Origin of the sequence: Cypionkella sp., assembly GCF_036782355.1 — a bacterium.
Taxonomy (GTDB): domain Bacteria; phylum Pseudomonadota; class Alphaproteobacteria; order Rhodobacterales; family Rhodobacteraceae; genus Cypionkella.
On sequence record NZ_DAIPZF010000002.1, the window covers coordinates 117,704 to 131,432 of the forward strand.

A 13,729-nucleotide genomic window follows, 5' to 3' on the forward strand; every position below is an offset into this window, starting at 1 on the left:
GGGCTAAAGGGAATATGGGCAAGCAGGCTGATCTGTGGGTTCTGGGCACAATGTCGGGCACTTCGCTGGATGGGGTCGATGCGGCGATGCTGCGCTGCGATGGCCAGCGCATTGCCGAGTTTGGTCCCAAGGCCTATCGCGCCTATTCCGAGGCCGAGCGGGCCACCTTGCGCGCGGGTTTTGGCAAATGGCCGGGGCAGTCGGGGGTGGCGGCTGCGGCCGAGGTGGTTGAAACCGCGCATGCAGAGCTGTTGTCGCGGTTTTCGGGCTATGATCTGATCGGGTTTCATGGCCAGACCTTGGCGCATGATCCGGGGGCTGGGCGCACGCATCAGGCGGGGGATGGCGCGGTTTTGGCGCAGGCTTTGGGCAAGTCTGTGGTCTGGGACTTTCGCAGCAATGATGTGGCGATGGGTGGGCAGGGCGCGCCGCTTGCGCCGTTTTTCCACTTTGCTTGTGCGCAGTATATGCAGGCGGATCAACCGCTTGCGATTTTAAATCTGGGCGGGGTGGGCAATGTCACCTGGATCGACCCGCGCCTGCCTGCGCCTGAAGCTGCGGGCGCTTTGCTGGCCTTTGACACCGGGCCTGCCAATGCGCCGATCAACGATCTGATGCAGAGGCGGCGCGGGCTGGCGCAGGATTTGGGCGGGGCGCTGGCGGCTGCGGGCCGCGTCGATCAGGCGCTGGTAGAGGCGTTTCTGGCGCAGGGCTATTTTCACAAAATCCCGCCAAAATCCTTGGATCGCGATGATTTTGCAGGCTTTTATGCCAAGACCGCAGCGCTGTCTGATGCCGATGCAGCGGCGACGCTGACGGCGATTGCGGCGGCTTGTGTGGCGCAAGCTGCGCAGTTTTTTCCCGCCCCAGTGGCGCAGCTTTTGGTTGCGGGCGGCGGGCGGCACAATGGCGCGCTGATGGCAGAGCTTGCCGCGCGGCTGCCCTGCGCGGTGCGCCCGATCGAGGCTGCAGGCTTTGACGGCGATATGTTAGAGGCGCAGGCCTTCGGCTTTTTGGCCGCGCGGGTGGTTGCAGGCCTGCCCACCTCTTGCGCCAGCACCACGGGCGTTGCGGCAGCGATTGGCGGCGGTAAGATCAGCCGGCCTTAGCGCCCGCGCGCTTGGCGCAGCATCGAGGCGGTATAGATCACCAGCGCCGCCCAGATCATCGGAAAGGCAATCATCCGCGCGGTGCCAAACGGCTCGCCAAAGACAAAAACCGCCGTCAGAAAGATCATCGTCGGGGCGATGTATTGCAAGATGCCGATGGTCGACAGCCGCAGCAGTTTCGCACCATTGGCATAGATCATCAAAGGCACCGCCGTGACCAGACCGCAGCACAGCAGCAGCACCGTGTCAAAGGTTGATCCGGCGATGAAATGCGAGGTTCCCGTAATTTCGGCCCAAAGGATATAGCCCAAGGCAAAGGGCGTAAGGATCAGAATTTCAAGGAAAAAGCCTTGGTTCGGCCCAATCGGCAGCGACTTTTTCAGATAGGCATAGGCGCCCCAGCTGATCGTCAGACCAAGCGCTACCAGCGGCAGCTTGCCTGCCTCGAGTGTCAGCACGATCACTGCCAAGGCCGCCAGCGCAATCGCCCATTTCTGCGACAGGCTAAGCTTTTCGCCCAGCAGCATCGCGCCCAAAAACACCGAAAACAGCGGGTTGATGTAATAGCCCAAGGCCGCGTCCAGCGCATGGCCCGCGCCGATCGCCCAGACGTAAATCCCCCAGTTGATGGTGATCAGCGCCGCCGTCGCCGCCCCCATCAGCAGCATTTTCGGGGTGCGCAGCGCCACCATCAGATCGCCGGTGCGCCCCGTTGCCCAAAGCACCACGCCGGCAATCGGCAGCGACCAGATCACCCGATGCGCGATCACCTCGGCGGGCGAGATATGCGCCAGCGCCTTCATGAAAATCGGCAAAAAGCCCCAAAGCACATAGGCGGTCAGCGCAAAGCCTAAGCCGCGCAGCGAGTCTTCATTTTTTACCGTGGTGTTCATGCCAAACAGCTAACCTGCGGCCGTCCGTACTGCCACCGCAATTTTGTATGCGATACAATCCAAGCGCGCGATATTAGCGGCGGCGGCGCAGATAGGCGGCGGTAAAGGCGCGGTAGCCTGCGGCTGTCACCCGCAACTCGGCCCGCATCAGGCGGTGCAGGCGCGGCAATTGGTAAAACGGCACGGCGGGAAAGACATGATGTTCGGTGTGATAGGGCATGTTCCATGCCAAAAACCGCATCAGCGCCGTGGTCGTGGTGGTGCGGGTGTTCAAAAAGATCTCGGCCACCTTTGGGCAATCGCCATGTTCGGCCAAAAGATAGAGCCGCAGTGCGGGTTGGCCCAAAACCATCGGCAGCAGCCAGACCCAGAACAGCAGCGGCGTCAGCAACAGGCTGAGCGCGACCACCGCGTAGCCCAGCAGCATGACTTGCGCCTCGCGCTGCACCCGCGCCGCTGCGCTGCGGGGCAGATAGCTTGCATCCGTGCGCCCCATGGCATGGTCGGCGATTTGGCGGATCTGGCCGCGCCAATAGGGCAGGCCGCTGACATGAAGTGCCCAATCGCGCCAGCTTTCGGGCTTTGGCCCCGCAAGCTCGGGGTCGCGGCCTTCGATATTGGTCCAGCGGTGATGGGCCAGATGAAAATAGCGAAAGTTTTCAAACGGCAGCAGCAGCAAAAAGCCACAAGCCCGCCCGACCGCCTCGTTTAGCGGTTCCGAGGCAAAGGGCGTCTTATGCGTCGCCTCATGTTCCAGCGTGAACAAAAACACAATCAGCACGCCCTGCACCGGCAGCAAAGCCCACCACAGCGGCAGGCCAAGCCCGATCCACGCGCCGCAAACCGCGATCAAACCGGCATGGCCCAGCAGATGCCGCAGCCCCTCGCGGTCGGATCGCAGCATCAGCCGCGCTTTCACCGCCATCGGCAAGGCGGCGATAAAGGCCTGATCGCGTCTCATCGCGGCAAATCAAAGGTAGGGGGCGCAAGCTCGAACCCCTCAAACCGAAACCCGGGCGAGACGGTGCAGGACACCAAGCTCCAATCCCCCAAACTGCGCGCCGCCTGCCACCAGCCCTGCGGCACCACCGCCTGCACCTGATCGCCGCCCAGCACATCCGGCCCCAAGAGCACCGATGCGGCGCGGTCGGTGCCCAAGGACAGCTCAAGCTTGGCGCCCGCATGCCAAAGCCAAATCTCATCGGCGTCAACGCGGTGCCAATGGCTTGCCTCGCCTGCCTTCAGCAGAAAGTGAATCGCCGTGCCCACCGCGCGGCCCGCAACCTCGGGCCCGACCCAGGTTTGGCGATACCAGCCGCCCTCGGGGTGCGGCGCAAGCCCCAGCTTTGCAATAATCCGGTCAGCGTCCATCGCGGCCCCCTTTCGCATCTTGTGCCAAGATGTCAGCATCGCTGTAAAGGGAGAAGCCATGAAAATCCTTATCATCGGTGCGGGTCTGTTGGGGGCAAGCCTTGCGTTTCGCTTGGCGCGGGCGGGGGGCGAGGTCACGGTGATCGAGGCCGCGCGCCCCGCAAGCGCTGCCTCTGGCCGCAGTTTTGGCTGGATCAACGCCAGCTTTTATGCCGATGCCGCCCACCACCGCCTGCGCGCCGAGGCGATGCGCGCGCATCACCGCCTGCAACGCGAGATGGCGCTGCCCGCGCCGCGCTGGCAAGGTGCGCTGTGGTGGGAGGATCAGGGCCAAGGCTTTGATCAGATGCAGGCCGATCTGGCCGCTTTGGGCTATCCGGCCGATCCGGTGACAGCCGAACAGATCGCGGCCTTGGAACCCGCGCTTGCGCACCCGCCCGCGCGCGCGCTGCACTTTGTCACCGAAGGCGCCACCGATGCCGCAGCCCTGACCCACGCGCTGCTTGCAGCCTCTGGCGCGCGGGTTCTGTCGGGGCTTGCGGCCAAAGGCCTGATCCAGACCGGCGGGCGGGTCAGCGGGGTTGCAAGCGCAATCGGGCCGTTGATCGCCGATCACACCATTCTGGCCGCAGGTGTGGCCACGCCGCAGCTTTTGCACAGCATCGGGCTTGATCTGCCGATGTTGCAGCGGCCCGGCCTGATCTTGCGCAGCGACCCCGTGGCGTTTCGCATCACCCATATTCTTGTCACGCCCGAACAGGAAATTCGCCAAACCGCCGATGGCAGCCTGATCGCGCCCTGTGCAGCGCATCATCAATCTGACCCAAGCGAAAGCATCGCCGAAGGTGCTGCGCAAACCACGCTTGCCAATCTATCAGACCTTTTTGGCAGCAAAATCAGCCTTGCTCAGACCCTGATCGGCCATCGTCCGGTGCCCGGCGATACGCTGCCCGTGCTGGGACAGGCCTGCGACGGGCTTAGCCTTGCGGTGATGCATTCGGGCGTCACCCTTGCCGCCTTTGCCGCCGAGGCTTTGGCCGATCAGATCTTGGGGCAGGGGGCGGATGCGCTGTGGCAGCCCTATGCGCCTGCGCGGCTGTTGCGGGCGCTGTAACGCAAAAGGCGCGCGCAAAGCTGCACGCGCCTTTCTAAAACGAGGCTTGAAACATCAGCCACGCAGGATCGAGCGGCCCGCATATTCTGCGGTCTCGCCCAGCATTTCCTCGATACGGATCAGCTGGTTATACTTGGCCAACCGGTCCGAGCGCGACAGCGAGCCGGTCTTGATCTGGCCGCAGTTGGTGGCCACCGAAAGATCGGCGATGGTGTAATCTTCGGTCTCGCCCGAGCGGTGCGACATCACATTGGTATAGCGCGCGCGATGCGCCATATCGACGGCCTGCAAGGTCTCGGTCAGGGTGCCGATCTGGTTGACCTTGACCAGCATCGAATTGGCGCAACCTGCGGCAATGCCTTCGGCCAAACGCCGCGGGTTGGTGACAAACAGATCGTCGCCAACCAGCTGCACCTTTGCGCCCAAACGGTCGGTCAACAGCTTCCAGCCCGCCCAATCATCTTCCGAGCAGCCATCCTCGATCGAGATGATCGGATAGTCGGCAGCAAGGCCTGCAAGGAAATCGACATTCTCTTCGATGCTCAGCGACTTGCCCTCGCCCTTCATCTCGTATTTGCCGCCCTTAAAGTATTCGGTGGCCGCACAATCCAGCGCAAGATAGATGTCCTGACCGGGCTTGTAGCCGGCTTTTTCGATGGATTTCAGAATGAAATCAAGCGCGTCGCGGGCAGAGCTGAGGTTCGGTGCAAAGCCGCCCTCGTCGCCGATGCCGGTGTTATGGCCTGCGGCTTGCAGCTCTTTTTTCAGGGTGTGGAACACTTCAGAGCCCATGCGGATGGCTTCTTTGATGTTCGAAGCCCCCACCGGCATGATCATGAATTCCTGAATGTCGATCGGGTTGTCGGCATGTTCGCCGCCATTGATGATGTTCATCATCGGCACCGGCAGCATCCGCGCCGAAGTGCCGCCGATATAGCGATACAAAGGCTGGCCGGTGAATTCTGCCGCAGCCTTGGCCACCGCCAAAGACACGCCCAAAATCGCATTGGCCCCCAGACGCGATTTGTTCGGCGTGCCGTCCAATTCGATCATGGTGCGGTCAATGCCGACCTGTTCGGTGGCGTCAAAACCAACGATCTCTTGCGCGATCTCGCCGTTCACGGCCGCCACTGCTTCAAGCACGCCCTTGCCAAGATAGCGCGCCTTGTCGCCGTCGCGGCGCTCGTTGGCCTCATGGGCGCCGGTCGAGGCCCCCGAAGGCACCGCCGCGCGGCCCATAGCACCGCTTTCCAGCAGCACATCCACCTCGACGGTGGGATTGCCGCGGCTGTCAAGAATTTCGCGGGCGTGAATGTCAATGATGGTGCTCATGGAATGGCCTCCAATTGGGCAAAGGGTGCTCTCGCCGCGGTCATAGCGCAGGGGCGCGCGCAAGGAAAGTCTTGGCTTCACCTTGCGCGCAAATTCGGGCAAGGGCGCTTAAATTGGCCGCAGCTTCAGCTTGGTCAGACGGTTTTCCTGCCGTGCGATCACCTCAAAGCGGAAGCCGTGGAACTGAAATACCTGTCCCTCGTTGGGAATGGTCTGGGCCTCGTGGATCACCAAGCCCGCCAGCGTATTGGCTTCGGTGTCGGGCAGGTTCCAATCCATCGCGCGGTTCAAATCGCGAATGGTCATGCTGCCCTCGATCAGAAAATCGCCGTTCTCGCTCATCTTTGGGCCAGAATTGCGCGCCACCACATCGAATTCATCGGTGATATCGCCGACGATTTCTTCCAAGATATCCTCAAGCGTGATCAGCCCTTGCAGCGCGCCGTATTCATCGACCACCATGGCAAAATGCGTGCGCCGTTTCAGGAATTCGCGCATTTGCTCATCAAGACTGGTGGTGTCGGGGATGAAATAGGGCTTCATCGCGACTTTGACGATATCAAGCGCCTCGATCCCGCCACCGTCACCGCGCAACAGGCGGTCCACCTCGCGCAACAGGTCTTTGGCATGGATCACGCCCAAAATGTTTTCCTCGTTGTCGCGGTAAAGCGGCAGGCGGGTATGGGCCGAGGCCAGCACCTTGGTGATCAGATCGCCCGGCGGCAGGTCTGCGTCGATCATCTCGATCTGGCGGCGGTGGCGCATGATCTCGTCCACCGTGCGCTGGCCCAGATCCAAGGCCCCCAAAAGCCGGTCGCGCGCGTCTTTCTCCATCGCGCCTTCGCTATGGCCCAAGGCAATTGCGCCGACGATTTCTTCTTGCAACGCCAACATCTTACGGCTTGGGTCGGTCTTGACGCCCACCAAAAACAGCAGCGCGCGCACCAAGGCCCGCACGATGGTGATCACCGGCGAGAACACAAAGATCAGCACGCGAATAACCGGCGCCACCCGTGCCGCCACCGCCTCGGGGAAGGTGATCGCAAGAGTTTTCGGCAGCACCTCGCCGAAAATCAGGATCAGAACTGTCATCACCAAGGTCGCCACCGCCACCCCATTATGGCCAAACACCCGCGTCAGCAGCGCCGTGGCCAGCGAGGCTGACAGGATATTGACGATATTGTTGCCCAGCAGCAGCGCGCCGATCATGCGTTCGTTGTCTTCGGTGACCTGCATCGCGGCATCGGCACCTTTGGAGCCTTTGTCGGCCTGCGCCTTCAGCTTGCCACGCGAGGCCGCCGTCAGCGCGGTTTCCGAGCCGGAAAAAAAGCCCGACAAAACGATCAATCCCAAAATTCCGGCGGCAGTCAGCCAAAAGGCCATATCGAGCGTGCTATCCATGTCGTCCTGTGTCGGCTGAGTACCAGTTGTTTATGGGGTCTGCGGCGCAGGGGTTCAAGCCTTGCGCGCAGGCTTTGCCAAAGGATGATGCGTCAAAACCAGATCCTTAAGCTGGGCGTCCAGCACATGGGTGTAAATCTCGGTGGTGGCGACATCGGCATGACCCAGCAGGGTCTGGATTACCATCAGATCGGCCCCGCCTGCCAGCAGATGGGTGGCAAAGGCGTGGCGCAGGGTGTGCGGTGTCACCAAAGCAGGCGACACCCCCCCCGCCACCGCGATGTCTTTGATCAGCAGATAGAAATGCTGCCGCGTCAAATGCCCCTCGGCGCCCGGTCCGGCAAACAGGAACTTTGACGCAGGCTTGCCGGCTTTGCGTGCGCCCTCGGCCTCGGCGTCCAGATGCGCCAGCCAATCGCGCAGAGCATCGCGCGCAGGGGGGGACAAAGGCACCAGCCGTTCCTTATCGCCCTTGCCCTTGACCAAGATCATCTGCGGATCGCCGCGCACCGCCGCCAACGGCAGAGTGACCAATTCGGAGACCCGCATGCCGGTGGCATAAAGCAGGTTCAACAGCGCGCGATTGCGCAAGCGGTCGGCAGGGCTGCGGCCATACCCGGCCGCCGCCGCCAAAATCCGGTCAACCTCGGCGAGGCTTAGGGTTTTGGGCAGGGATTTCGCCGCCCCCGGGCCTTTAAGCTGCAAGGCGGGGTTTTCCTTGCGCCAGCCCTCTTCCAGCGCAAAGCGGTAAAGCTGGCGGATCGCGGAAAGTCTGCGCGCGCGGGTGGCTTTGGACAGGCCCTGCGCCTCGCAATAGATCAGATAGTCTTCGACATCGGCGCGGCTGGCGGTGCCAAGCCCTGCGGCGCGCCGTTCCAACCAGCCCAGAAAATCCAACAGATCACGGCCGTAAGCCAGTTGCGTGTTGCGCGCGGCCCCCAGATCAGCGGCAGCGGCGGCCAAAAACCCCGAGATCCACAGCGCATCCGTGGCAGGCCCGCCCATCGCCATCGCCATCAGCCGCGCCGCTCTAGCAGCATCACCTGTAATGCGGTGCGCCGCGCGACATCCTCTAGCCCCAGCACCCGCAGCGTGGCGATGCCTTCTGACACCTTTGACAGATCGCCCTGAAGCCCGGTGCCAACCCGCAAAATCGCCTGCACAATCGCCTCGCCGATGCGCTTTTGCGCCACAAGTTCGGCAATATCTTCGGGCAATGTGGGGGCTGTGAAGGCAGGCGCAATCGCGCGGGCCATGCTGTCAGGTGCGGTCAGGCCCTGCACAGATCCCGCCGCAAGACCCGCCAAGAACCGATCACGCGCATCGGTCAGATTAGGGTTTGCCTTGGCCAAGCGTTCGTATTCATTCGACAAAAGCCCAAGCTCATAGGAAATCCGCGCCGCATCCCCCGTCAGTGTCAGCCGCGCCAGCCGTCCGGCAAACAGCATGGCAAAGGGCACCTCCAGCTCGACATCTTTCATCCGCGCATAGGCCAGTGGCAGACGCTGCTCGACCGCCGTCAGATCGCCCCGCGTCAGTGCCGCATCCAGCCGCTGAAACGCATCGGCACGGTCCCAAACCCCGCCCGAGGCCGCGGGCGCGCGGTCGGTGTAAAGCCCCAGCAGGACGTTTGGCGTGATCGCGCCCACCCGCGCCAATCGCTCGGCAGCCTCTATCTGCGCCTTCCATCCGGCGTGATCGGACAGATCGGCGCGCGCGAAAGCCGTGGGCAGGGTCGAGGTCGGGATGGTTTGGCCAAGCGCATCGTAAATCTTCCAGACCAGCGGCGTCACCGGCTTGGGCGCAGGCGGGATCTCGTCGCTGTCAAACTGCGAAGGGTCTAAAAACCGCGTCAAAAGGCTGTCTTCGGCGGGCGAGATTTTGCCCAAGGCTTGGGCTGTGCGCAGCGTCAGCGCCGCTGCGGTCCAATCGCCTTGCCGCGCCAAGCAAAACACCCGCGTCGTCAGGGTCGGCGACAGCGAGGCTGCCGATTTCAGCAAGGTGCAGGCCTGATTCTCATCGCCTGTCAGCAGGCTAACGTCAAAGCTGCGGCGAAACAGTTCGGCATTGGCATCCGCACCTGCCGCATCAATCAGCGCTTGCGCCTGATCCAGCGCCCCCATCGCCAATAGCTTGTCGATCCGCGCCAACAGCAAACCACCGCCGCCGGTCGAATCAATCGGCGCTTGTGCCTCGGCCAGCAAAAGCGTCACCAGCAAAGAGCGCAGCGCAGGCAGGCTGTCTTCGCCGATTTGACTGATCTGGCTGGCAATCTCGGCGCTTTTGCCGATGCCCCACAGATTGGCCGGAAACCCGGTGACCGTGGGCGGCAAAAGCCCCACCGCGTCCAGCAAGGGCTTGCCCAAAACCGTGGTCGCCACCACCGCAGGCACAGCCCCACTGCTGACCGGGGCCTCGCCCCGCACGGCCGGCAGATTGGCCTGGCTGCGCGCGGGATCGCTTGCCGCCTTGCGCTCGGACAGCGCCACCGATTGCGACAGCCAGCCGATCACCGAAAGCGGCTTGCCTTCGGCCTGTGCAAAAGTGGGCAAGACGCCTGCAAGCGCCAGTACCGCCCAGACCGACGCAGGTTTATTCGCCATGCAACACCACAGGAAGTTTCATCTCGACAGGCACAGGGGCCAGATCCGCCAGATAAGCATAGCCACTCAGACCAATCAGCCCAAGCACCGCGACCGCCACCACCAGTTTGATCACATAGCCCATAGTCCACTGCCTTTCGCGCCACCAACAGCAGGCCGCCGTGACGTCTTGGTGTTTCATCCTCGCAACGGATTTCCCGTCTGGTGCGAATATATATGGCATTTGCGCCAAGTTCACGCCATTCAGGGAAATAAGATTTGCTTGGGCAATCTGCCGCCCCTTTTGCGGTAAACGCCAAGGCATGCAGGGACTTTTATGCTTGGACTAAAGAAAACAATTGTGATGGTGGGCATGATGGGGGCGGGGAAAACCGCTGTCGGAACAGCCCTTGCACGCGCTTTGGGCGCGCCCTTCCTTGATTCGGACGAAGAAATCACCCGCGCGGCGGACCGCTCGATTGCCGAAATCTTCGAGCGTGACGGCGAGCCGTTTTTTCGTGCCCGCGAAACCGAGGTGCTGAACCGGCTGTTGCACGGGGCACCTTGTGTGCTGTCAACAGGGGGCGGGGCGTTTTTGTCCGACACCAACCGCAGCCTGATCCGCAGTACTGGCGTCTCGGTCTGGTTGCGCGCCGATCTGGATGTGCTTTGGGCGCGGGTGCGGCATAAATCGACGCGGCCCTTGCTGCGCACGGCCAACCCTTATCAAACCCTGCGCGCGCTATATGAGACGCGGTTGCCGTTTTACCAAGAGGCTGATCTGGCGGTGGATTCCTCTGCTGATCTGACGGTTGAAGACATGGCCGCGCGTGTGGTCGAAAGCCTTTTGACCCGGCCTGATGTTCTGGAAAGGACCTAAGATGAGCCTTGATACCATCGACGTCGATCTGGGCACACGCAGCTATCAGGTGCGCATTGGTCAGGGGCTTTTGGGGCAGGCGGCAGAGCATATTGCGCCGCTGTTGCACCGCAAAAAGGTGGCCGTGATCACCGATGACACGGTGGCCGCCCTGCATCTGATGACGCTTGCCTCGGCGCTTGAGGCGCGCGGCATCACGATGACCGCGCTGACCGTGCCTGCGGGTGAAAGCTCGAAGGGTTGGGCGCAACTGGCGCGCGCTACCGAATGGCTGCTTGAACAAAAGATCGAGCGGCGCGATGTGGTGGTGGCCTTGGGCGGCGGCGTGGTCGGCGATCTGATCGGCTTTGCCTCGGCGATTTTGCGGCGTGGCGTGCGCTTTGTGCAGATCCCCACGACGCTGCTGGCGCAGGTGGACAGCTCGGTTGGCGGCAAGACTGGGATTAACACGCCGCAGGGTAAGAACCTTGTCGGGGCCTTTCACCAACCCAGCCTTGTACTGGCCGATATTGATGTGCTGGGCACGCTTGCGCCGCGCGATTTTCTGGCAGGCTACGGCGAGGTGGTTAAATACGGCCTTTTGGGCGATGCTGCCTTTTACGACTGGCTTGAGACAAACGCGCCGACCATGGCCAAGGGCGATGCAGCGTTGCGGCAATATGCGGTGAAACGCTCGGTCGAGATGAAGGCGGGCATCGTCAGCCGCGATGAGACCGAAGAGGGCGAGCGCGCGCTGCTGAATCTGGGTCATACCTTTTGCCATGCGCTGGAAAAGGCCACGGGCTATGGTGATCGCTTGCTGCACGGCGAGGGCGTGGCTATTGGCTGCGCGCTGGCGTTTGAACTCAGCCAACGCTTGGGCCTTTGTTCGCAAGAGGCACCAAGCCGCGTGCGCGCCCATCTGCGCGCCATGGGCATGAAGGTGGATATGGCTGACATCCAAGGCGATCTGCCGGATGCCGAGGCGCTTTTGGCGCTGATGGGGCAAGACAAAAAGGTCGTCGACGGCAAGCTGCGCTTTATCCTTGCGCGCGGCATTGGCGAGGCTTTTGTGGCAAGCGATGTGCCTTCGGATGTGGTGCTGGGCGTGCTGCGTGATGCTTTGCGCGGGCGTGGCTGATCAGCTGCCGCCCAAGCGCAGCCGTGCGAACAACACACAACCGTCAAGCCCGTTGCGCACGGCAGCCTCATCGCCGCGCCGCAGCCAATCCAGCCACAGGCCATCCAGCGTTGCCATAATCATATCGGCAACGGCTGGAATGCGGTCGGTGGCGTAATTGGCGGCCATCTGATCCAACAAACTTTCGATGGTGGCGCGCTGTGCGGTGTAAAGATCGCGCTCGATCTGGGCGACCTCGGGGCGCATCAGGGCCGCTGACCACATATCCACCCGCAGCCGCAACTGCGCAGGCGTCATCAAGGTGCTGTCAAAGCCTGCACGCAGATAGCGATCCAAGCGCTCGGCCGCCGTGCCGCCGCTTTGTGCCAGTGCGGCTTGGCCTGCGGCCTGTACCCTCTGCGCGGCCAAATCAAAGGCCTCGGTCAGCACCTGTGCCATGTCCTTGAAATGATAGGTTATATGCCCCAAGGACATCCCCGCCGTCGCTGCCACCCTGCGCGCGGTCAACCCCGAATGGCCAACCTCTTGCAGGCAGCTGAGCGCGGCTTCGGCAATTTTGCGTCTGCGATCGTCAGAAGACAGCCGCACAATCTGGCGTTTCACTGGTAACATCACATACTCTCACAAAGGCTGCATGGCTTGCCCCTTCACTTTCTGCCCTCAATCCCGCAAAAGGGCAACAAAAGACAGGAGCTTCCATGCCAAAGGCCTTCAGCTTTGCGCTTCACGCCACAGATGGCCGCGCCCGCACCGGCGTGATCAGCACCCCGCGCGGCGAGATCCGCACACCGGCCTTCATGCCCGTGGGCACCGCCGCCACCGTCAAGGCGATGATGCCCGAAAGCGTGCGCGCCACGGGGGCCGATATTTTGCTGGGCAATACCTATCATCTGATGCTGCGCCCCACCGCCGAGCGCATCGCCAAGCTGGGCGGCTTGCACAAGTTCATGAACTGGGATCGCCCGATTCTGACCGATTCAGGCGGCTTTCAGGTGATGAGCCTGGCCTCGTTGCGCAAGCTGACCGAAGAGGGCGTCAAGTTTTCCTCGCATATTGACGGCTCGAAACACATGCTGTCGCCCGAACGCAGCATGGAGATTCAAAAGCTGCTGGGTTCAGACATCGTGATGTGCTTTGACGAATGCCCCGCTTTGCCGGCAGACGAGGCCACGGTGGCGAAATCTATGCAGATGTCGATGCGCTGGGCGCAACGCTCGCGCGATGCTTTTGGCGATCGTCCGGGCCATGCGCTGTTTGGCATTCAACAAGGCGGTGTCACCCGCGATTTGCGCGAACAGTCAGCCAAGGCGCTGACCGAGATCGGCTTTGATGGCTATGCCGTCGGCGGCCTTGCAGTGGGCGAGGGGCAAGAGGCGATGTTTGGCGTGCTTGATTACGCCCCCGAGATGCTGCCGCAGGACAAGCCGCGCTATCTGATGGGTGTTGGCAAGCCCGACGACATCGTGGGCGCTGTCGAGCGCGGCATTGATATGATGGACTGCGTGCTGCCCTCGCGCTCGGGGCGCACAGCGCAGGGCTGGACCCGTCGCGGTCAGGTCAATCTGAAAAACGCCCGCCATATGGATGACCCGCGCCCCTTGGACGAGGCTTGCAGCTGCCCCTGCTGCCGCAATTATTCGCGCGCCTATCTGCATCATGTGATCCGCGCGCAAGAAATCATCGGCTCGATGCTGCTGACCTGGCACAACCTGCACTACTACCAAGATCTGATGCAGGGCCTGCGCGACGCGATTGCTGCGGGGCAGCTTTCGGCCTTTGTTGCCAGCTTTCACGCGCAGCGCGCCCAGGGTGATATCGAGCCGCTTTGATGCCAGATGGTAAACGCATTGCTGCGGCTTCATGTTAAATCCGCCGCATTGCGCCCTTGCTCCTGCGTCATCACAGGATCATGATCTGGCCTAAAGGG

The 13,729-nt window shown here is 62.2% G+C and carries 14 protein-coding genes; 5 read left to right on the forward strand and 9 right to left on the reverse strand.

Annotated features, from left to right (window positions below; genetic code table 11):
- The first annotated feature begins 14 nt into the window (after nt 1-14).
- Nucleotides 15-1,109, forward strand: a complete 1,095-nt coding sequence (locus tag V7Q10_RS01630) for an anhydro-N-acetylmuramic acid kinase (protein ID WP_333867290.1) — start codon at nt 15-17, stop codon at nt 1,107-1,109.
- Here the strand turns inward: V7Q10_RS01630 and rarD are convergent.
- From rarD to V7Q10_RS01645, 3 genes are all read right to left on the reverse strand, one after another.
- Entirely contained in the window at nt 1,106-2,002 is an 897-nt protein-coding gene (gene rarD, locus V7Q10_RS01635) for an EamA family transporter RarD (protein ID WP_333867291.1), read from the reverse strand. The two genes, V7Q10_RS01630 and rarD, sit on opposite strands and share 4 nt — an antisense overlap.
- 73 nt (nt 2,003-2,075) lie before the next feature.
- The gene (locus V7Q10_RS01640; protein WP_333867292.1) at nt 2,076-2,963 is read right to left on the reverse strand and encodes a fatty acid desaturase; all 888 of its coding nucleotides are present in this window, start codon (nt 2,961-2,963) and stop codon (nt 2,076-2,078) included.
- On the reverse strand, nt 2,960-3,373 hold the full coding sequence (locus V7Q10_RS01645) for a cupin domain-containing protein (RefSeq protein ID WP_333867293.1): 414 nt from the start codon (nt 3,371-3,373) through the stop codon (nt 2,960-2,962). The genes V7Q10_RS01640 and V7Q10_RS01645 overlap by 4 nt, the downstream gene beginning before the upstream one ends.
- A gap of 58 nt (nt 3,374-3,431) precedes the next feature.
- Between V7Q10_RS01645 and V7Q10_RS01650 the strand changes: the two genes are divergently transcribed.
- Entirely contained in the window at nt 3,432-4,487 is a 1,056-nt protein-coding gene (locus V7Q10_RS01650) for an NAD(P)/FAD-dependent oxidoreductase (protein WP_333867294.1), read from the forward strand.
- 54 nt (nt 4,488-4,541) lie between these two features.
- Here the strand turns inward: V7Q10_RS01650 and eno are convergent, their stop codons facing one another.
- The 5 genes from eno to V7Q10_RS01675 form a co-directional block, all read right to left on the reverse strand.
- Nucleotides 4,542-5,819, reverse strand: coding sequence for a phosphopyruvate hydratase (eno, locus tag V7Q10_RS01655; RefSeq protein ID WP_333867295.1), 1,278 nt, complete (start codon nt 5,817-5,819; stop codon nt 4,542-4,544).
- 108 nt (nt 5,820-5,927) lie between these two features.
- Nucleotides 5,928-7,220 (reverse strand): HlyC/CorC family transporter, encoded by a 1,293-nt coding sequence (locus V7Q10_RS01660; protein WP_333867296.1) that lies wholly within the window; start codon nt 7,218-7,220, stop codon nt 5,928-5,930.
- Between the two features lie 54 nt (nt 7,221-7,274).
- A complete protein-coding gene (locus V7Q10_RS01665; RefSeq protein ID WP_333867331.1) occupies nt 7,275-8,225 on the reverse strand; it encodes a tyrosine recombinase in 951 nt (316 codons plus the stop codon).
- 11 nt (nt 8,226-8,236) lie between these two features.
- Nucleotides 8,237-9,823 carry a hypothetical protein gene (locus V7Q10_RS01670; RefSeq protein ID WP_333867297.1) on the reverse strand — a complete coding sequence of 529 codons (1,587 nt, stop codon included), beginning with the start codon at nt 9,821-9,823 and terminating at the stop codon, nt 8,237-8,239.
- Nucleotides 9,813-9,947, reverse strand: a complete 135-nt coding sequence (locus tag V7Q10_RS01675) for a hypothetical protein (RefSeq protein WP_333867298.1) — start codon at nt 9,945-9,947, stop codon at nt 9,813-9,815. Before V7Q10_RS01675 ends, V7Q10_RS01670 begins: the two co-directional genes overlap by 11 nt.
- Before the next feature lie 192 nt (nt 9,948-10,139).
- Between V7Q10_RS01675 and V7Q10_RS01680 the strand changes: the two genes are divergently transcribed.
- Both V7Q10_RS01680 and aroB read left to right on the forward strand, forming a co-directional pair.
- Nucleotides 10,140-10,682 carry a shikimate kinase gene (locus V7Q10_RS01680; protein WP_333867299.1) on the forward strand — a complete coding sequence of 181 codons (543 nt, stop codon included), beginning with the start codon at nt 10,140-10,142 and terminating at the stop codon, nt 10,680-10,682.
- 1 nt (nt 10,683) lies between these two features.
- Nucleotides 10,684-11,802, forward strand: a complete 1,119-nt coding sequence (aroB, locus tag V7Q10_RS01685) for a 3-dehydroquinate synthase (RefSeq protein ID WP_333867300.1) — start codon at nt 10,684-10,686, stop codon at nt 11,800-11,802.
- Here aroB and V7Q10_RS01690 read toward each other — a convergent pair whose 3' ends face one another.
- On the reverse strand, nt 11,803-12,414 hold the full coding sequence (locus V7Q10_RS01690; RefSeq protein ID WP_333867301.1) for a TetR/AcrR family transcriptional regulator: 612 nt from the start codon (nt 12,412-12,414) through the stop codon (nt 11,803-11,805). It abuts the gene before it with no gap.
- Between the two features lie 86 nt (nt 12,415-12,500).
- Here V7Q10_RS01690 and tgt point away from each other — a divergent pair, with 86 nt between their 5' ends.
- A complete protein-coding gene (tgt, locus tag V7Q10_RS01695) occupies nt 12,501-13,631 on the forward strand; it encodes a tRNA guanosine(34) transglycosylase Tgt (protein WP_333867302.1) in 1,131 nt (376 codons plus the stop codon).
- Nucleotides 13,632-13,729 lie beyond the last annotated feature (98 nt).